This window comes from Pedomonas sp. V897 (assembly GCF_051304405.1).
Taxonomy (GTDB): domain Bacteria; phylum Pseudomonadota; class Alphaproteobacteria; order Sphingomonadales; family Sphingomonadaceae; genus Pedomonas.
Map to the genome: position 1 here is coordinate 376,538 of NZ_JBPPGG010000002.1, position 19,200 is coordinate 395,737.

Annotated in this window: 15 protein-coding genes; 3 read left to right on the forward strand and 12 right to left on the reverse strand. The window is 68.0% G+C overall.

What is annotated here, in order from left to right:
• Window position 1 precedes the first annotated feature (1 nt).
• The 4 genes from ACSJJU_RS07730 to gltX form a co-directional block, all read right to left on the reverse strand.
• Complete coding sequence (locus ACSJJU_RS07730) at window positions 2-1,525, reverse strand: UbiA family prenyltransferase (protein ID WP_435914759.1); 1,524 nt, start codon at window positions 1,523-1,525, stop codon at window positions 2-4.
• A gap of 332 nt (window positions 1,526-1,857) precedes the next feature.
• Complete coding sequence (locus tag ACSJJU_RS07735) at window positions 1,858-2,478, reverse strand: glutathione S-transferase family protein (RefSeq protein ID WP_435914760.1); 621 nt, start codon at window positions 2,476-2,478, stop codon at window positions 1,858-1,860.
• 274 nt (window positions 2,479-2,752) lie between these two features.
• Window positions 2,753-4,039, reverse strand: coding sequence for a citrate synthase (locus ACSJJU_RS07740; protein WP_435914761.1), 1,287 nt, complete (start codon window positions 4,037-4,039; stop codon window positions 2,753-2,755).
• A gap of 39 nt (window positions 4,040-4,078) precedes the next feature.
• Window positions 4,079-5,512, reverse strand: coding sequence for a glutamate--tRNA ligase (gene gltX, locus ACSJJU_RS07745; RefSeq protein WP_435914762.1), 1,434 nt, complete (start codon window positions 5,510-5,512; stop codon window positions 4,079-4,081).
• 61 nt (window positions 5,513-5,573) lie between these two features.
• Here gltX and ACSJJU_RS07750 point away from each other — a divergent pair, with 61 nt between their 5' ends.
• Window positions 5,574-7,775 carry a ComEC/Rec2 family competence protein gene (locus ACSJJU_RS07750; protein WP_435914763.1) on the forward strand — a complete coding sequence of 734 codons (2,202 nt, stop codon included), beginning with the start codon at window positions 5,574-5,576 and terminating at the stop codon, window positions 7,773-7,775.
• A gap of 456 nt (window positions 7,776-8,231) precedes the next feature.
• Here ACSJJU_RS07750 and lexA read toward each other — a convergent pair whose 3' ends face one another.
• The 6 genes from lexA to ACSJJU_RS07780 are packed head-to-tail and all read right to left on the reverse strand — an operon-like array spanning window position 8,232 to window position 13,145.
• Entirely contained in the window at window positions 8,232-8,954 is a 723-nt protein-coding gene (gene lexA, locus ACSJJU_RS07755; protein WP_435914764.1) for a transcriptional repressor LexA, read from the reverse strand.
• 55 nt (window positions 8,955-9,009) lie between these two features.
• Window positions 9,010-10,215, reverse strand: coding sequence for a molybdopterin molybdotransferase MoeA (locus ACSJJU_RS07760; RefSeq protein WP_435914766.1), 1,206 nt, complete (start codon window positions 10,213-10,215; stop codon window positions 9,010-9,012).
• Between the two features lies 1 nt (window position 10,216).
• Window positions 10,217-10,723 (reverse strand): cyclic pyranopterin monophosphate synthase MoaC, encoded by a 507-nt coding sequence (gene moaC / locus ACSJJU_RS07765; RefSeq protein ID WP_435914768.1) that lies wholly within the window; start codon window positions 10,721-10,723, stop codon window positions 10,217-10,219.
• A 3-nt stretch (window positions 10,724-10,726) separates the two neighbouring features.
• Entirely contained in the window at window positions 10,727-11,527 is an 801-nt protein-coding gene (gene trpC / locus ACSJJU_RS07770; protein ID WP_435914769.1) for an indole-3-glycerol phosphate synthase TrpC, read from the reverse strand.
• Complete coding sequence (gene trpD, locus ACSJJU_RS07775) at window positions 11,527-12,555, reverse strand: anthranilate phosphoribosyltransferase (RefSeq protein WP_435914772.1); 1,029 nt, start codon at window positions 12,553-12,555, stop codon at window positions 11,527-11,529. The genes trpC and trpD overlap by 1 nt, the downstream gene beginning before the upstream one ends.
• Window positions 12,552-13,145, reverse strand: coding sequence for an anthranilate synthase component II (locus ACSJJU_RS07780; RefSeq protein WP_435914774.1), 594 nt, complete (start codon window positions 13,143-13,145; stop codon window positions 12,552-12,554). Before ACSJJU_RS07780 ends, trpD begins: the two co-directional genes overlap by 4 nt.
• A gap of 399 nt (window positions 13,146-13,544) precedes the next feature.
• Between ACSJJU_RS07780 and ACSJJU_RS07785 the strand changes: the two genes are divergently transcribed.
• Window positions 13,545-14,429 carry a divergent polysaccharide deacetylase family protein gene (locus tag ACSJJU_RS07785; RefSeq protein WP_435914775.1) on the forward strand — a complete coding sequence of 295 codons (885 nt, stop codon included), beginning with the start codon at window positions 13,545-13,547 and terminating at the stop codon, window positions 14,427-14,429.
• Window positions 14,430-14,712: 283 nt separating this feature from the next.
• Here ACSJJU_RS07785 and trpE read toward each other — a convergent pair whose 3' ends face one another.
• Both trpE and ACSJJU_RS07795 read right to left on the reverse strand, forming a co-directional pair.
• Window positions 14,713-16,158 carry an anthranilate synthase component I gene (trpE, locus tag ACSJJU_RS07790; protein WP_435915076.1) on the reverse strand — a complete coding sequence of 482 codons (1,446 nt, stop codon included), beginning with the start codon at window positions 16,156-16,158 and terminating at the stop codon, window positions 14,713-14,715.
• Between the two features lie 75 nt (window positions 16,159-16,233).
• Window positions 16,234-18,156: a peptidyl-prolyl cis-trans isomerase gene (locus ACSJJU_RS07795; protein WP_435914776.1), complete on the reverse strand. Its 1,923-nt coding sequence runs from the start codon at window positions 18,154-18,156 to the stop codon at window positions 16,234-16,236.
• 176 nt (window positions 18,157-18,332) lie between these two features.
• Between ACSJJU_RS07795 and tpiA the strand changes: the two genes are divergently transcribed.
• Window positions 18,333-19,127 (forward strand): triose-phosphate isomerase, encoded by a 795-nt coding sequence (gene tpiA, locus ACSJJU_RS07800; RefSeq protein ID WP_435914778.1) that lies wholly within the window; start codon window positions 18,333-18,335, stop codon window positions 19,125-19,127.
• The last annotated feature ends 73 nt before the right edge of the window (window positions 19,128-19,200 follow it).

Below are 19,200 nucleotides of genomic sequence, written 5' to 3' on the forward strand. Positions count from 1 at the left end.
ATCAGGAGTGAAATGCGGCAAGGAGACGGGAGGGTTTCTGGCTGGCGGCGAGCACCACCAGGCTGCACGCGAGGATGACGACGCGGGAGACCCGGTCGCGCAGCGCAAAGACGATGGGATCGTCCGTCAGGAAGCCGCGCTGCGCCGCCAGCCACATGCGGCTGATCCAGTAGAGCAGCAGGGGGCAGACCGCCCACAGCAGAACCGGTGTGGCATAGACGCCGGTCTCGGCGGTCGCGTTGATGTAGAGGGCCATCACCACCACGGCGGCGTAGCCGGACGACACGCCGAAGGTGGCCAGCACCGGCTCGTCGATGAGCTGGTAGCCTCGGCCGGAGAGGGTCCGGGTGCCCCGGCGGCTGGCATCGGACACCTCGGCGTAGCGCTTGGCGAAAGCGAGGCTGGTGAACAGCAGCATGGAGAAGCCCAGCAGCCAGAAGCTGGGCACGATCTGGCACGCCGCCGCGCCCGCGAGGACCCGCAGCGTGTAGAGCCCGGCCAGCAGCATCACGTCCACCAGCGGCGTCTGTTTCAGCCGCGCCGAGTAGGCGGTTGTCACCGCCACATAGAGCAGCAGCAGCCCGAGAAACGCCGGGGAGACGGAATAGGCGACAAGGATGGAGCCGAGCGCCAGGGTGGCGGCGGTCAGCATTCCGTGGAGGATATTCGCCTCGCCAGAGGCAAACGGCCGGTTCTTCTTGCGCGGGTGGCGGCGGTCATGCTCCAGGTCGAGCAGGTCGTTCACCAGATAGACCGCCGACGCCATGGCCGAGAAACAGCAGAAGGCGACCAGAACCCGCGCCCAGACGGCCGCCGCGAAGGTCTGGCTGGCGACCAGCGGCACGAACAGCAGCAGGTTCTTCACCCACTGGTAGGGGCGCATGGCCCGCAGCAGCGGCAGCCAGGGCGCGCGGCGGCGGGAGAGCACCACCGGCGCCGGGTGGGTCCGCGCAAGCCGCCGCACCACCGCGGAGGGTGCATTGGCCGCCAGCGCGCGCCGGGCCTGCGCCCATACCGGCAGATCCGCCGCGCTATTGCCGATGTAGTCGAAGCCGCCCGCGCCGTAGCGGTCGACCAGCGCCTCCGCCTTGCGCGCGCCGCCCAGATTGACCGCGCCGCGGGTGGCCAGCACCTCGTCGAACAACCCCAGGTGATCGCTCACCCGGTCCGCGATGCGCTGATCGGCGGCCGTCGCCAGCACGGTGCGGCACCCGGCGTTGCGGGCAGCCTCTACCGCGTCGATCACCCGCGGGTCATAGGGCAGCAGGGCAGGATCGAGCCCGAGCCGGTCCTCGATGCGCTGCTTGACGGCGGCGCGGCCGGCCGGAAGCCAGAAGGGCAGGCGCAACAGCGCCGACGGCGTTTTCCGCGCCAGAGCGATGATGCTTTCATGCAGGGTGTCGCTCTTGATGAGAGTGCCGTCCAGATCCACCACCAGCGGCACGTTTGGCGACAGGCCCCCGGGTTCCGGGCCGGCCGGCCCGCCCTGCACCGATACTGACGACTCTGCCCCGTAGTCGCGCATCGATTACGTCCCCTCAATGAAATTGAGATTAAAAAGGCTTTGGGAACTATCAACGATCAATTCGGAGTTTGATTTTGGAGGAAATAAAAAATCGCCCGGATGTCCTGACCAGGCCTTAAACGCATCCCGCGTCCCCTGTATCCGGGAAGACGTGCGCCAAATTCATCCAGTCAAACCGCTTGTCTAGAGTTACTGGAGTTCAAGGAAAGTGGCGGGGTTTCGGCTTTTGTCTGTTGATAACCTTAGTCCATCGGCACACCGCCGTTCCGGCACAGGTTCCCCGTGCCGGCCGGAGCGCCGCCGGTCTGGTTGGGGGTGATCTGCCGGTGATCTCAGGAGAGCGGCTGTCCCACGACCTTGGCGTAGGCGGGGCGGGCGCGCAGCCGGTCATACCAGCGGGCGAGGTTGGGCAGGTCGCGCCGCTCGATGGGCAGGGTGAACCAGGCGTGGATCAGGGTGCCGAGGGGAATGTCGCCCATGCCGAGCGCCGCGCCGGAGAGATAGGGCTGGCGGGCGAGCTGGTCGTCCACAATGGCGAGGAGCTTGCCGGCGCGCTCGACGGCGGCGCGAATGGCGTCCATGTCCCGCTGCGCCTCGGGCGTGCGGACCAGCCCCCAGAAGATGACGGAGTAGGACGGCACGAAGTTGAGGCTGGTCCAGTCCATCCAGCGGTCGGCCAGCGCCCGCTCCGCCGGATCGTCGGCGTAGAGCGTGCCCGGCGCATAACGGGCGCACAGGTACCGCACGATGGCGTTGGACTCCCACAGCACCAGGTTGCCGTCCTCCACCACCGGGATCTGCTGGTTGGGGTTGAGCGCGGCGAATTCCGGGGTGTCGAGCTGGCCGAAGGCACCGCCCACGTCCACCCGGGTGTAGGGGACACCCACTTCCTCCACACACCACTGCACCTTCCTGACATTGTTGGAATTGGCCCGGCCCCAGATCTTCAGCATGACGCGCCTCCTGCGATTGGCCTTGTGCGGCTGTCGGATGTGATAGCCTGGCAGAGAGCGGAAACGCCCCGCGGGAGTCAAGACGGCCCACTGCAAGGCAGGCATCACACGGCGGCATAGCGCCTTGAAGGGGCAAGGAAAAAGCGCGCAACACCAAAGGGCCCAGAGGACAAGGGCGCAAAGGAAAAGGGCGCAGGTTCGAGTGAACCCGCGCCCCGTTCCGGTTCGGCAAGTGCCGCCAGCGCTTAGCGCTGGTTGATGTCGCTGCCAGCGCTTAGCGCTGGTTGATGTCCACGTAGTCGCGCTGGGTGGCGCCGACGTAGAGCTGGCGCGGACGGCCGATCTTCTGCGAGGGATCCTCGATCATCTCGTTCCACTGGGCGACCCAGCCCACGGTGCGGGCGAGGGCGAACAGCACGGTGAACATGGTGGTCGGGAAGCCGATCGCGTTCAGGATGATGCCCGAGTAGAAGTCCACGTTCGGGTAGAGCTTCTTCTCGATGAAGTAATCGTCGTTGAGCGCGATGTGCTCCAGCTCGCGGGCCACGTCGAAGATCGGGTCCTTGACGTTCAGGCGCTCCAGCACTTCCTTGGCGGTCTGCTGCATCACCTTGGCGCGCGGGTCGTAGTTCTTGTAGACGCGGTGGCCGAAGCCCATCAGACGGAACGGATCGTTCTTGTCCTTGGCGCGGGCGATGTATTCCTTGATCCGCGACGGCGTGCCGATCTCGCGCAGCATGTTGAGCGCGGCCTCGTTCGCGCCGCCGTGGGCCGGACCCCACAGGCAGGCGATGCCCGCCGCGATGCAGGCGAACGGATTGGCGCCCGACGAACCGGCCAGACGCACCGTGGAGGTGGAGGCGTTCTGCTCGTGGTCGGCGTGGAGGATGAAGATGCGGTCCAGCGCGCGCTCGACGACCGGGTCCACCTCATAGGGCTCGGCCGGCACGGCGAAGGTCATCTTCAGGAAGTTGCCGGTGTAGGACAGGGAGTTGTCCGGGTACTGGAAGGGCTGGCCGACCGAGTACTTGTAGGCCATCGCGGCGATCGTGGGGATCTTGGCGATCATCCGGTGGCTGGCGATCTTGCGCTGCTCGGGGTCGTTGATGTCGGTGGAGTCGTGGTAGAAGGCCGACAGCGCGCCCACCACGCCGCACATGATCGCCATCGGGTGCGCGTCGCGACGGAAGCCGCGGTAGAAGTTGGCCAGCTGCTCGTGCACCATCGTGTGACGGGTGATGGTGTAGCGGAACTGCTCGTACTGCTCCTTGGTCGGCAGCTCGCCGTGCAGCAGGAGGTAGGCCACTTCCATGAAGTTGGACTTCTCGGCCAGCTGCTCGATGGGATAGCCGCGGTGGAGGAGAATGCCCTTGTCGCCGTCAATGTAGGTGATCTTGGACTCGCAGCTCGCGGTGGAGGTAAAGCCAGGATCGTAGGTGAACATGCCGGTCCCGCCGTAGAGCTTGCGGACATCAATGACATCCGGCCCGACAGTGCCGCTCAGAATGGGAAGGTCGATCGTACCATTCCCGGTGTTTAACGTAGCCGACTTGTTCGTCATATCTTGTCCTTACCTATCCCCTAACGCGAGTCTGTGTCGTTACTTTCCCGACGCTGCTGCCGAAATCGCATCTTCAATGCGGCCGAGGCTCTCCTCCCTACCAAGCCCCGACAGCACGTCGAAAATGCCGGGCGAAGTGGTCGAACCGGTCAGCGCTGCCCGCAGGGGCTGTGCCACCTTGCCCAATCCCACTCCCAGACGTTCCGCCAGGGCGCGAACCGTTGCCTCCAGGGCATCCGTTCGCCACTCGGCGGTGTCCGCCAGCGCCTTATAGGCTTCCCGAAGCACTTCGGGTGCTGGCGGTTGTAGCAGCTTTATTGCGCCCGCGTCGAGCGGAATTGGGCGGGTGCGAAAGAAGAAAAGCGCGCTCTGTGCCAATTCAACCAAGGTTTTCGCGCGAACTTTCAACTCCTTGATATTGCTTTGCAGCATGGCGCGCTCCGCGTCCGACAGCTGCCGCTCCAGCAGGGACTCGATGCGCGGGACCACCAGCGCGGTCAGACGGGCGTCGTCGGCCTCCCGCATATAATGACCGTTGAGGTGTTCGAGTTTCTTCATGTCGAAGCGCGAGGGCGAACGGCCCACCGCTTCGATGGAGAACCACTCGATGGCCTGCTGGCGGGAAATGATCTCCTCGTCGCCATAGCCCCAGCCCAGACGCAGGAGATAGTTCTCCACCGCCTCCGGCAGGAAGCCCATCTCGCGGTATTCGGTCACGCCCAGCGCGCCGTGCCGCTTGGAGAGCTTGGCGCCGTCCGCGCCGTGAATCAGCGGGATGTGGGCATAGACCGGCTCCGGCCAGCCCAGCGCCCGGATGAGGGCGAGCTGGCGGAAGGCGTTGTTGAGGTGGTCGTCACCGCGAATGACGTGGGTGACGCCCATGTCATGGTCGTCCACCACCACGGCCAGCATGTAGGTGGGGGTGCCGTCCGCCCGCAGCAGGACCATGTCGTCCAGCTGCTCGTGGGAGACGGTAACCTCGCCCTGCACCAGATCGCGGATGGTGGTCTCGCCGGTTTGCGGCGCCTTGAGGCGGATGACCGGCTTCACGCCCGCAGGCGCTTCGGACGGGTCGCGGTCGCGCCAGCGGCCGTCGTATTTCATCGGGCGGCCCTCGGCGCGGGCCTTGGCGCGCATCTCCTCCAGCTCCTCGGGCGTGGCGTAGCAGTAGTAGGCCTTGCCCTCCGCCAGAAGCTGGCGGGCCACCTCCGCATGGCGCTCGGCGCGGGCGAACTGGTAGGTGATCTCGCCATCCCACTCCAGATTGAGCCACTTCATGCCATCGATGATGGCGTCAATGGCTGCCTGGGTGGAGCGTTCGCGGTCCGTGTCCTCGATGCGGAGCAGGAACTTGCCGCCGAAGTGGCGGGCGAACAGGTAGTTGAACAACGCGGTGCGGGCACCGCCGATGTGGAGGAAACCGGTCGGAGATGGCGCAAAGCGCGTGACCACCGGGGTTGGACTTGAACCCATCGTACACCTGACCGAAACTGGTGGTTAAAATCGTTGGGGCGGCTCTAGCACAGCGGGGCAAGTGGTTCAAACGTCGCATGCCGAAACAGGGGCGGAAATCCGTCCGGACGGCCGGCCGGACCGGGGAATCGCCGGGCCTGCCGGTGTTGCTGCCGTTGCCGGTGCTGTCGCTGCGCGCCTTGACGGCCTGCTGCTGGCCGAGCGGGAGCAATGGCCGCTGTGGCTCCCCGTGGCGCTGGGCGGCGGCATCGCCGCGTGGTTCGCCCTGCCGGGGCCGCAACACTGGCTGGCAGCCATGGCCGCCTTGCCGGGGCTGGCGCTGCTGTGCTGGCGCGGCGGCGTTGCCGGGCGACTCCTCGCCCGGGCGGCGGTGCTGGCGGCGCTGGGCCTCGCGCTCGCCTGGGCGCGGGCGGAGATGGTGCGCGCGCCGGTGTTCCCGCTGGCGGGCGCGGCGCGGGAGCTGACGGGGACGATCGAGTCGCGGGAGGCGCTGGCGGACGGGCGTACGCGGCTGCTGATCCGGGTGGCCGCCATCGAACGGCTCGCCCCGGAAGAGACGCCCGCACGCGTCCGCCTGACCAGCCGTCAGGCTCCGGGCGCGGCGGTCACACGCGGCGCGCGGGTGCGGCTGAAGGCCTGGCTCCAGCCGCCGCCCGGCCCGGCGATCCCCGGCGGCTACGATTTCGGCCAGCGCGCCTGGTTCGACGGCGTGGGGGCGGTCGGCGCGGTGCTGGGCGCGGTGACGGTCGAACGGCCCGCTGGTCACGGGGCGGGCCTCCCGGACGCGGTGGAGACGGCGCGGGAGCGGCTGAGCGCCCGGCTCAAGGCCCGCATTGGCGGCGAGGAGGGGGGCATGGCCGCCGCGCTGGTGACGGGGGACCGCTCGGGCCTGCCCGAGGAGGTGAGCACGGCCATGCGCAACAGCGGCCTTGCCCACCTCATCTCCATCTCCGGCCTCCATATCGGCCTGGTGACGGCGCTGGTCATGCTGCTCGTCCGCCGCCTGCTGGCACTCTCCCCCTGGCTGGCGCTGCGCGTGCCGGTCAAGACCATCGCCGCCCTCGCGGCCGCGCTGGCAGCGGTGGCCTACACGCTCATCGCAGGCGGCAGCCTGCCGACGGTCAGAAGCTGCATTGCCGCCCTCATCGTGCTGGCGGGGCTTCTCCTCGGCCGCCAGGCCATCAGCCTGCGGCTGGTGGCGGCAGGTGCGGGGGTGATCCTCCTCGTCCGGCCCGAGGCGGTGCTGAACCCCAGCTTCCAGCTCTCCTTCGCGGCCGTGACCGGGCTGGTGGCGCTCTACCAGTCGCGCCTTGCCGACCGCTGGCTGCGCCGCCAGCAGGGCGACGGCCCCCTCGCGCGGGCGCTGCGCTGGGGCGGGGCGCTCATCCTCAGCAGCCTGGTGGCGGAGGCCATGATCGCCCCCATCGCCATCGCCCACTTCAACCAGACCGGGGTCTATGGCGTCGTCGCCAACTTCATCGCCATCCCGCTGACGAGCGTGGTCGTGATGCCGGGGCTGATGGCGGCGGTGCTCGCCGAGAGCGTGGGCGGACTCGATTGGGTAACCGCCTGGGTGCGCGGCGGTATCGCGCTCATCCTCGCCCTGGCGCGGGAGGTCTCAAGTTGGGACGGGGCGGTCGTTCATTGGCGGACGCTGGATACGGCGGCCTTCGCCCTCCTCATGTTCGGCCTGCTCTGGATCTGCCTGTGGCGCACACGCCTGCGCCTCGCCGGAGCGGCAGCCGTTGCCGCCGGGCTGGCGCTGGCCGCGACCACCCCCGCGCCCGACCTGTTCGTCAGCCGGGACGGCGCCCTCATCGCGGCGCGGCTTGACGACGGACGCCTGGCCTTCTCCAGCCTGCGCCGGGGTGGCTTCACGCGGGAGATGTGGCTGGAGGAAAGCGGGCTGGACGCCTCCGCCGCCACCTCGCTCACCGACGCGGCGGACGCGCATCTGCTGCCGGACTGCCACGAAACGGTGTGCCGGGCCGCCCTGTGGCGGGCCGGGCGCTGGTGGACCGTCACGCTTGTGCGCGGCTGGCTCGACGCCCCCGCCTTGCGCCAGCTCTGCACCGGGAGCGACATCGTCGTCGCGCCCCGCCGCCTGCCGCGCTGGTGCGCGCCCCGTCTTCTGAAACTGGACGCCCCCGCGCGCGACCGCCTCGGCGCGGTCACCCTGCGCGTCCGCCCTGACGGCCGGATCGCCATCGAGGGTGCCGAAATCCGCCGTGGCCGCCACCCTTGGGCCGCTGCCGGGCAGTGAGATGGGGTAGGGTGAGGCGAGGGGGAAGGGATGTTTGCAGGGGTCTCGGACCCCTGCACCCCGTCGTTTTCAGGGACGTGCCCGGTCAGACGGCGGTGCAAATGCCGGTTCTGTGGCGGCGCCTGACAGGGCAGGGCAAGGGGCCGGATCAACCGGACAGCCCGAACAAGAAAACAGCAACACGAGGGGGAAAAACAAGAGGAGGGAGAACAGGAGGGGGAAGAACAAGAGGAGGGGGAAGAACAAGAGGAGGGGGAAGAACAAGAGGGGAAGAACAAGGGAGATCGCGGGAAGGGTCGGCAGGAGGGCCTCACACCCTCCTGCGATAGGCACGCAATACCCCGCGATCGATACGTTCCGTGGATACGTTCCGTGATCGATGCGCCCCGCGATCGATGTGTCCCATGATCGACGCGCCCTGCAAGCACGCCCCGGACAGCCGGGGAGTCGCCGGGCTCAGTACCGGCGCATCAGGCCGACGAGCTTGCCCTGGATGCGGACACGCTTGGGGTCGTACACCTGCGTCTTGTAGGCGGCGTTGGCCGGTTCAAGCCGCACCTTGCCTTCCTTGCGGCGCAGGCGCTTCAGCGTGGCCTCGCCATCGTCCACCAGCGCGACGATGATGTCGCCGTCCAGCGCATGGTCGGCCTTGCGGATAATGGCATAGTCGCCGTCCAGAATGCCCGCCTCCACCATGGAGTCGCCGGAGACCTCCAGCGCAAAGTGCTGGCCCGGGCCAAGCAGGGCCGGAGGCACGGCCAGCAGACGGTCGCTCTCCAGCGCCTCGATGGGAACACCGGCCGCGATGCGGCCATGCAGCGGAATTTCCACAAAGGCCGAGTTCGATGCCGCAGGCGATTCCTTCGGCTTGCCGAAGCTGCCGCGCACCACGTTGCCAGCGGCCGCAATCGCCGCATCCCGGTCGCTCGCCAGCTGCGGCTTGGCGCCCCGGGCGGGAGCCGCCGCTTCCGGCAGACGCAACACCTCCAGCGCGCGCGCCCGGTTGGGCAGGCGGCGGATGAAGTTGCGCTCCACCAGAGCATTGATGAGCCGGTGCACGCCGGACTTCGATTTGAGACCGAGCGCGTCCTTCATTTCCTCGAACGACGGGGAGATGCCGGTCGTCTCGAGGCGCTGATGGATGAAGATCAGCAGATCATGTTGCTTGCGGGTGAGCATGCCCAAGTCCTTGTGGAACAGACTATGAACGTTCTATGAAAGTTCCACACGGGCGTCAATCGTTGTTGAGGGGGAGAAACGCGACATTAGACCCTTTTTCCGCGGCCGGCGCGTTGGCGGGGCGGATGAGCAGGGCATTTGCCGCCTCGAGGCGGGAGAGCATGGCGCTGTCCTGCACCGGGAAGGGGGTGATCTCCCAGCCGCCGGGTCCGGCCGTCACCGCCGCCCGCTGGTAGTTGGCGCGCGGCCCGTTGGCCGGCAGACCCACCGTCAGCCGGGCCTCGAGCGGCGCGGGGAAGGGCGCCGCCGCCCCGAGGAGATGGCGTACCAGCGGCAGCAGGAAGAGCTGGGCACACACATAGGCCGAGACCGGATTGCCCGGCAGGCCGATGGCAACCGCGTCGCCCAGGCGGCCCAGCATCATGGGCTTGCCCGGACGCATGGCGATCTTCCAGAAATCGATGGTGGCGCCCGCATCGACCAGCGCCGCCTGCACATAGTCATGGTCGCCCACCGACGCGCCGCCGACGGTGACCAGAATGTCCGCCTCGGCCGCAGCCTTGGCGAGGGCGTCGCGGATCACGTCGTGCCGGTCCGGCAGGATGCCCAGATCCCGCACCTCCGCGCCCGCCGCCCGGGCAAGGCACGACAGCATGACGCCGTTGGAATTGATGATCTGGTCCCGGCCCGGCGTCTCGCCCGGCGGCACCAGCTCGTCGCCGGTCGAGACGATCACAACACGCGGCCGGGCGTAAACCGGGGCAGTCCCATGCCCCGCTGCCGCCATGAGGGCAATGGCCCGCGCGGTGAGCTTCGCGCCCGCCTGCAACAGCACGGCCCCCGCCGCGAAATCCTGCCCCGCCTTGCGGACGTGGCGGCCGGGAGCAGCGGGCAGATCCTCCATGATGCGGATGGCCCCGTCCTCGTAGGCCACATCCTCTTGCAGGATGACCGTATCCGTGCCCTCGGGGATCGGCGCGCCGGTCAGCACCCGCACGGCTGTGCCCGCCTCGACCGTGCCATCGAATGCCTTGCCCGCAATGGCCTCGCCGATGACCGGCAGGATCATGCCGGGGGCAATGTCCCGGAAGCAGACGGCATAGCCATCCATCGCGGAGGCATGGAACGGCGGCTGGGAGAGGAGGGCGGTCACATCCTCGGCGAGATAGCGGCCATGCGCCTCGGCCAGAGGGACGGCCTCACGCCGGCGCGCGCCCGCCGCAGCCAGAACACGGGACTGCGCCTCCGCCACGCTCAGCATATCACGCCTCCGCCTGATCAGCCTTGTAGGTGCCCGACTTGCCGCCCGTCTTTTCCAGAAGGCGGACGCCCTCGATCCGCATGGATTTGTCCACCGCCTTGGCCATGTCATAGATCGTGAGCAGGGCAACGCTTGCGGCCGTCAGCGCTTCCATCTCGACGCCTGTCTGGCCGGTCGTCTTCACCATGGCGGAAACGGTTATGGCCGGCGTCTGCTCCTCCAGCGCGAAATCCACCGCCACCTTCTGGAGGGGCAGGGGATGGCACAGCGGAATGAGGTCCGAGGTGCGCTTGGCCGCCATGATGCCCGCAATCCGGGCGACAGAGAGCACGTCGCCCTTGGCAATGGCGTTGTCCCGAATGGCAACGAAGGCCTCCCGCGACATGACGATCCGCCCGGTCGCCACCGCCCGGCGCTCCGTGGCGGCCTTGCCCGAGACATCGACCATGTGGGCTTCGCCCCCCGCGCCGATGTGGGTGAGGCCGGTGTGGGACGGGTTGCCCGACACAGGCTACTCCGCCGCCAGCCCGAGCAGGGACCGGGTGGCCGCCGTCACGTCGGCCTGCGCCATGAGGGACTCGCCTACCAGGAAGGTGGTGACGCCGTGGCTGGCCAGCAGATCCAGATCCGCCTTGGTCCTGAGGCCGCTCTCGCCGACGATGAGATACCCCTGCGGCAGCATGGCCGCAAGCTCAACCGTCGTGTTAATATCAACCGTCATCGTCTTGAGATTGCGGTTATTTATGCCAAGCATACGGGAGTTGAGCCGGGTGGCGCGCTCCAGTTCCTCGGCGTTGTGAACCTCGACCAGAACGTCCATGCCAAGGCTTTCGGCCGCTGCTTCCAGCTCGGCCGCCTGACTGTCCTCAAGGCCCGCCATGATCAGCAGGATGCAGTCCGCCCCGATGGCCCGGGCCTCGACCACCTGATAGGGGTCGATCATGAAGTCCTTGCGCAGCACCGGCAGGGGCACCGCCCGGCGCGCAGCCCGCAGATAGGCGTTGCTGCCCTGGAAATAGGGCTCGTCGGTGAGGATCGACAGGCAGGTCGCACCGCCCGCCAGATAGGCTTCCGCCAGCGCGGGCGGGTCGAAGTCCGCCCGGATCAGGCCCTTGGACGGGCTCGCCTTCTTGATCTCGGCGATCAGGCCATAGCGCTTCTCCCGCCGCGCCTTCTCCAGCGCGTCGAGAAACCCGCGCGGACGCTCCTGCGCCCGGGCGTCGGCCTCCAGGGCGGAAAGCGGCCGGGCCAGCTTGCACTGGGCCACATGCTCGCGCTTGGTATCCAGAATTCGTTGCAGAGTGTCGGTCATCAGTCGCGCTTCGTCATCTCAATCCAGCGATCCAGCAGCCCGGCCGCCCGGCCGGTGTCGATGGCGTCCGCCGCCTGGGCAATACCCTCGGCGAGGGTGGCGGCCTTGTCGCCCACCACCAGCGCCGCCGCCGCGTTCAGCACCACGGTGTCGCGGTAGGCACCCTTTTCGCCCGCCAGCATGCGGCGGAGCGCAGCGGCATTGTGCTCCGCATCACCGCCCCGGATCGCCTCGATGGGGGCAGGGGTCAGCCCCAGCTCCTCCGGCGTGACGGTGAAGCGGCTGACATGACCGTTGCGGGTCTCGGCCACCATCGAGGGGCCAACCAGCGACAGCTCGTCCATGCCGCCCGCGCCGAAGATCACCCACGCGCGCTCGGCCCCCAGCCGGCCCAGGGCTTCCGCCATGGGCGTCACCCACTTTTCCGAATAAACGCCAATGACTTGCCGAGTGACGTTCGCAGGGTTGGTCAGCGGGCCAACCAGGTTGAAGATGGTCGGAATCCGAAGGGTGCGGCGCACGTCCGCCACGGCCTTCATCGCCGGGTGGTGGGCGCTGGCGAGGATGAAGGTGATGCCCAGCTCGGCAAGGCAGCGCTCCACATGGGCCGGCTCGTGGCCGATGACGACGCCAAGCGCCTCCAGCACCCCCGCCGAGGAGGACTTGGACGTGGCCGAGCGGTTGCCATGCTTGGCCACCGGCACGCCGCACGCCGCCGCCACGATGGCGGCCGCCGTCGAGACGTTGAGGGTGAACAGGCCATCGCCGCCGGTGCCGCAGGTGTCGATCGCACCCGCAGGCGCCGCCACCGGAATGGCGCGGCGGCGCATGGCACTGGCCGCCGCCACCAGGTCGGACGCGGACTCGCCCAGCATCTTGAGGCCCATGAAGAAGGCCGCAATCACCGCATCGGGCACATCGCCGCCCATGATGGCATCGAACGCGGCCGCCGCCTGCTGCTCGGTCAGACGCTGACCGGACGCCAGGGTGTTGAGAAGGGCGGCGAAATCAACCAGAGGGCCGCTCATGCCGCCACCTTCCGCGCCGGCAGGCCGCACAGGGCAAGGAAATTGCCGAGAAGGTCGTGTCCCGCTTCCGTGGCGATGCTTTCCGGGTGGAACTGCACGCCATGGATCGGAAGCTGCCGGTGCTGAAGGCCCATGATGATGCCGTCTTCCGTTTCTGCCGTGATTTCAAGACATTCGGGCAAAGTCTCGCGCTCGACGATGAGCGAGTGATAGCGGGTCGCCTGGAAGGGGTTGGGCAGCCCGGCAAAGACGCCCTTGTCCGTATGACGCACGGCAGACCGCTTGCCATGCATCACCTGCGGCGCGCGAATGACACGGCCGCCGAACGCCTGACCGATCGACTGATGCCCGAGGCAGACGCCGAGAAGGGGGACAACGCCCGCAGCCCGCGCGATCAGGTCGAGGCAGATGCCGGCCTCGTTGGGCGTGCAGGGGCCGGGGGACAGCAGCAGCCCCGCCGGGCGCAGGGCCAGCACCTCGTCCACAGTGGCCTGATCGTTGCGGATGACGGTGGTTTCAGCACCAAGCTCGCCCAGATAATGGACAAGGTTGTATGTGAAACTATCATAGTTATCGATAACAACGATCATGGCGTCTAACCAAAATTCACATGGACAGATCGGGGGCATGGGCCGACACTGGAGGCCTTATCAAGGATTTTGCGCCAATTTGCCATAATTTTCGTGCTCGAACCCCGGGGACCCAAGTTACAAAACATCATGACCGAGCGTACTTCCACAGAACCGGGCACAGGGCCGAACAGCGGATCGGGCACGAAGGAACCAGCAGGGAAAATCCGGGACTCTGTCGATCCAGCCAGGCCCGCATCCAGCCCGGACGATGCCACCACTGACGATCACCGGACCGCGTGGTCCGGGTCGGCCTGGACCCGCCGCGCGGTGGCGGGCGGGCTCTTGGCTGCCGTCGCCGGGGGCGCCGTGTTCGCCTTGCGGCCCGGGGCCCTTCCCAGGACGCGCGATGGCGGAACCGTGCCCCTGGCCCCGCCACAGCCGGAACCGGCGGAGGCACTGCCGGACGCGTTGCCGGACGCGTTGCCAGCCGAGCCGCTTCCCGATGAGATGGCGCGCGTCGTGCCGGAGGCAAGCGTCGCCGGGCAACCCGCGCCCCAGCCCCCCGCCGTGGCAGAGCAGCCGGACGGGCGGCCGCAGATCGCCATCGTGATCGATGACCTCGGCCTGAAGCAGGCGGAGACCCGCCGCGCCATCGCTCTGCCGGGCCCGCTGACGCTGGCGTTCCTGCCCTATGGCGAGGCCCTGTCCAGCCACACGCACGGCGCACGGGCGCGGGGGCACGAGGTGATCGTCCACCTGCCGATGGATCCGGGCGCACGGGCCAACCCGGGCCCGCAAGCCCTGCGGCTGGGCCTCGACCCGGCCGAGATGGAGCGGCGCCTCGCCTGGAACCTGGCGCAGGTGCCAGGGCACGCAGGCGTCAACAACCACATGGGCAGCGCGCTCACCGAGAACGCAGCGGCCATGTCGCTGGTGCTGGAACGGCTGAAACAGGACGGCGGCTATTTCCTCGACTCCCGCACCACCGCACGCTCCGCCGCCCGGGAGATCGCCGCCCGGATCGGACTGCCCTACGCGGAGCGGGACGTGTTCCTCGACAACGATCTGGCTGCCACCGCCATCGAAAGACAACTGGCGGAAACAGAAACACTGGCACGCCGCTACGGCACCGCCATCGCCATCGGCCACCCGCACGCACAAACCCTCTCCGTGCTCGAAACCTGGCTGCAACAGGCAGACGCAAAGGGCTTCGACGTGGTCCCGGTCAGCACCATCATCGCCACGCGCGGCTCACCCCTGTGGCGGCTGGCCCGCGACCGCAAGGGCCGGGCGGGGAGTTAGAGATTATCTCTTTGGTTTTGAATCTCTTTGGTTTTTAGGGTTTTTGCAGGAGGGTCGCGGACCCTCCTGCACCTCCCATTCGTTTCAGGGGCGTGCGCCTGATGAAGGGCGCGGCCCTTTTCTTTGACAGATTCATTGGGACGTGCGTGTGGTGACGGGCGCGGCCCAGTTCTTTGCTGAATTCATTGGGACGCGCGGGTGATGACGGGCGCGGTCCGATAAACGAAAAGGGGGTGCAGGGGGATTATAGATCCCCCTGCGAAAAAGACAGAAACTCAAACGATCAGGGCTGGTTGCCCTGGGCCTCGCGGGCGAGCCGCACCGCTTCGCGGGCTGCGGCGAACAGGGCGCCGGCCTTGGCTTCGCATTCGCGTTGTTCGTAGGCCGGGTTGCTGTCGGCGACGATGCCCGCGCCGGACTGCACGTGCATCACGCCGTCCTTGACGATGGCGGTGCGCAGTACGATGCAGCTGTCCATGGAGCCGTCCGCCGAGAAGTAGCCGACGCCGCCTGCGTAGGCGCCGCGGGCTTCCGGTTCCAGTTCGTTGATGATCTCCATGGCGCGGATCTTGGGCGCGCCGCTGACCGTGCCGGCCGGGAACCCTGCCATGAGGGCATCGACCGCGTCATAGCGGGCGTCGAGGCGGCCGCGCACGTTGGAGACGATGTGCATGACGTGGCTGTACATCTCGACGAAGAAGCGGTCCGTCACCTTCACCGTGCCGGGGGTGGAGACGCGGCCCACGTCGTTGCGGCCGAGGTCCAGCAGCATGAGGTGTTCGGAGAGTTCCTTCGGATCGGCCAGCAGGCTTTCGCGGTTGGATTCGTCCTCCTCGGCGGTGCGGCCGCGGGGGCGGGTTCCGGCGATGGGGCGGATGGTCACGTCGCCGTCGCGCACCCGCACCAGGATCTCCGGGCTGGAGCCGATGACCGAGAAGCCGGGCAGGTTGAGGAAATAGAGGAACGGCGAGGGGTTGATGCGCCGCAGCGCCCGGTACAGCTCGAACGGGGGCAGGGTGAAGGGCGAGGAGAACCGCTGCGCCAGCACCACCTGGAAGATGTCGCCCGCCGCGATGTACTCCTTCGCCTTCAGCACCATGTCCTGATAGGTGCCGGGGGCGAGATGGGGCGTGATGGTGATGTCGGGAATGTCCTCGTCCCGCCGCGCCGTCTCGGGCAGGGGCCTGGCCAGCCGGGCGGCCACGGCCATCAGGCGCTCGACGGCCTGATCGTAAGCGGTGCGGGCATCGAGCGCGCCCGGGTAGACCGGGGCGATGAAGAACAGGTCGTCCTTCAGGCGGTCAAAGACCAGCAGCACCGTCGGGCGCAGGAAGAACAGGTCCGGCAGGCCGAGGGGGCTGTCCTTGGGCTCGGGCAGGCGCTCGACGAGGCGCGTGGTCTCGTAGCTCATGTAGCCGACAAGGACGGAGAGGGCCTTCGGCAGGGCGTCCGGCACATCCATGCGGCAGGAGGCGATGAGCGCGCGCAGCTCGGCGAGGGCATCGCCCGCGCAGGGCTCGAAGCGATCGGGCGCGTTCAGCGCATCGCGGGCGATCTCCGCGCGATTTCCCCGGGCCCGCCACAGCACGTCCGGCTGCAGGCCGATCATCGAATAGCGGCCGCGCACCGCGCCGCCTTCGACCGATTCCAGCAGGAAGGACGCCTGATCGTCCAGCCCCACCTTGAGCATGGCGGAAACGGGCGTCTCCATATCCGCCACCCGCCGCATCCAGACGCACTGGGGGTGGCCCGCCTCGTAACGGGAGGCGAAGCCGGAAAACTCGGGGAAGATGTCCACGAACAGTTACTCCGCGCTACCCGAGAGCAGCTGGCTGCGCACCTGGCGCAGCGCCGCCTCGTTGATCTTGACGCCCACTTCCGAGCGGATGGCCTGCGCAAAGGCGGAGGCCAGCTCCATCTCCGCCGAGCCCTGGATTTCCTGCTGGGTGGCGACCTTCAGCATGATCGCGTCCGCGCCCGGCCGGGTTTCGATGTTTTCCACCTTCACGAGGAAGAAGCCCTGACCGCCCGGCGCGGGAACCGCCTCCACCTCGCCGAGGCGCACGGAGAACATGGCGCGCACCGGCGGCGGCAGCTGATCGCCGCGCTGCATGGCGTCGATGCGGCGCACGGTGAGCGGGCGGGCCGGCTCCAGCCCCTGCTTGCGGACCGCCTCATCCAGTGACTGGCCCTTCTTGACCGCCGCGATGATGGCCTCGGCCTCGGCCTTGGCCTTCTTCAGCATCTGGTCCGCGCGCCAGTTGGCCGTCACCTGATCCTTGATCTCGGCGAGCGGACGCGGGGTCGGCGGGGTGATGCTCTCGATCTGCGCGACGTAGTAGACGTCCTTCTCCAGCTCGTGGATCATCGGGTCTTCGTCCTGGCGCATGTCGAACACCTGGCCCAGCATCGCCTTGACCTGCGGCGCCAGCGCGACCGGCTGGCCGTTCTTGTCCTGCCCGAAGCGGGTAACGCTGGGCACGGTGACGAGCGGCAGGTTGTACGTCTTGCTGATCACGGCGAAATCGTCGCCGTTCGCCAGCGCGTCCTCGATCTCGCGGCTGAGCTCGTAGAGGCGGTCAATGGCCCGCTCGCGGCGCAGGTTGCGGGTGATCTCGTCCTTCACGGCCTCAAACGGGCGGCCTTCCACGCGGGTGATGCCGGTGGTGCGGAACAGGTGCCAGCCGAGTTCGGACTCGACCGGGCTGGTGACCGTGCCCTGCGGCATACCGAAGGCGGCGGAGGCGGCGGCCTCCGAAGTGTCCTTGGCCAGCTGCTCGCGGGTCAGCTCGCCCAGGCTCAGGTCGCTCTCCTCGAAGCCGCCCACATCGGCGGCGACCTTGGCGAAGTCCTCGCCCTTCTGGATGCGGTTGTAGGCGGCGCGGGCCGTCGCTTCGTCCGCCAGCAGCAGCTGCTGGATGGCGCGCTTCTCCGCACCGGCATAGAGGTCCGCGTGGGCGTCGTAATACTGCTTGAGATCAGCCTCGGTCAGCTTGATCGAGGGCTCGATCGCCTCCGGGTTCAGCAGCAGGTAGCGGAAGCTGCGCATCTCCGGCACGGTGTAGGCGGCGATGTTCTCCTTGTAGAAGGCCTCGAGCGTCTTGTCGTCCGGCGTGCCGATGCTGGCGGCGAACTTCTGGGCCGGCACCACGGCAATGGATGCGGTGCGGGCTTCCTGGAGCAGGCGCACATAGGTGTCCACCAGCTTCTCGGGCGCAACCGGGGCGAAGCTCGCCGTCTTGACGAAGTGGTCGCGGGTCAGCTCCGCCGCCAGCAGACGCTGGTACTCCTGCCGGGTGATGTTGTTCTGCTGGAGGACGCCCTCATAGGTGGGCTGGTCGAACTGGCCGGCGATCTGGAACGCGGGGTTGGAGCGGATGGCGTTGGTCAGGTTGCGCGGACCGGCGGCCACATTCACTTTCTCGGCGAAGGCCTCGAAGGCCGACGCGGTGATCAGCAGAGACAGCACCTGACGGTCCGCCCCGGCCTGGATCACGTCCGCGCGGGTCAGCTCCGGCCGCTCGCGCTGCTCCAGACGGAAGATCCTCTCGAACTGCTGGGTGAAATCCTGAGCGGAAATGGTTTTGTCGCCCACCTTCGCAAGCCGCGCGCCGCCGCCGAGCGAGAAGGGGTCCTGCACGCTGGTCAGCACAAAGGCCGCCACGAGCAGGGCCAGAAGGCCGACGACGACCCAGGAGGAAAGCGCTTTGCGGATGGATGCGAGCATGGGTTGCCTGCCACATTAGAAGAGGATCTGAAACGGCCGCGGATCATAGGTATGCGGCGAGGGCACGGCAAGCTTCCTTGAGTCGGTCCGGGTGAAGAAATGTCGAACGCGCCGCGGGATGCGATGAGCTTTGCCATTCCGGGGGCGCATCTGCTATTCAGCCGCCGGTTTCCGGGATGGTTCCCGGTTTGACAAGAATTGATGGAGGGCTGGACGTGGTGACGCGGCGACCGCTGATCGCAGGCAACTGGAAAATGAACGGGCTCACCGCCTCTGTGGCGGAGCTGGACGCCATGATTGCGGGCGTCGCGGGCGCGCCGGAGCGAATCGAGACGGCCATCTGCCCGCCGTTCACCCTGATTTCCGCCTTCGCCGCCCGGGCCGCGGGCAGCCGCATCCGCATCGGCGGGCAGGATTGCCACGCCAAGGTCAGCGGCGCGCACACCGGCGACATCTCCGCCGAGATGCTGGCGGATGCCGGGGCCCAGCTGGTGATCGTGGGCCACTCCGAGCGCCGCGCCGATCACGGCGAGAGCGACGCGGTCGTCAATGCCAAGGCCCAGGCGGCCTGGCGGGCCGGTCTCGTCGCCATCATCTGCGTCGGCGAGACGGAAGCCCAGCGCGACGCAGGCCAGACCCTCCAGGTGGTGGGCAGCCAGATCGCCGGCTCGGTGCCGGAGGGAGCAACGGCGGAGAACACCGTGATCGCCTACGAGCCGGTGTGGGCCATCGGCACCGGCCGCACGCCGACCACCGCCGAGGTGGCCGAGGTGCACGCCGCCATCCGCCGCCAGCTGGTGGAGCGCTTCGGCGCGGCGGGCGAGGGCATGCGCATTCTCTATGGCGGCTCGGTGAAGCCGTCCAACGCCGCCGAGCTGCTGGCGGTGGAGGACGTTGACGGCGCCCTGGTGGGGGGTGCCAGCCTCAAGGCGCAGGATTTCCTCGGCATCGTTGCCGGGGCGAAGGCCTGATCCCGGGTCCGTGGTGACGCGCCGGGTTGCAAATCCGGCGCGTACGGGTTAACAGCCGTCCGGCACGATGGAG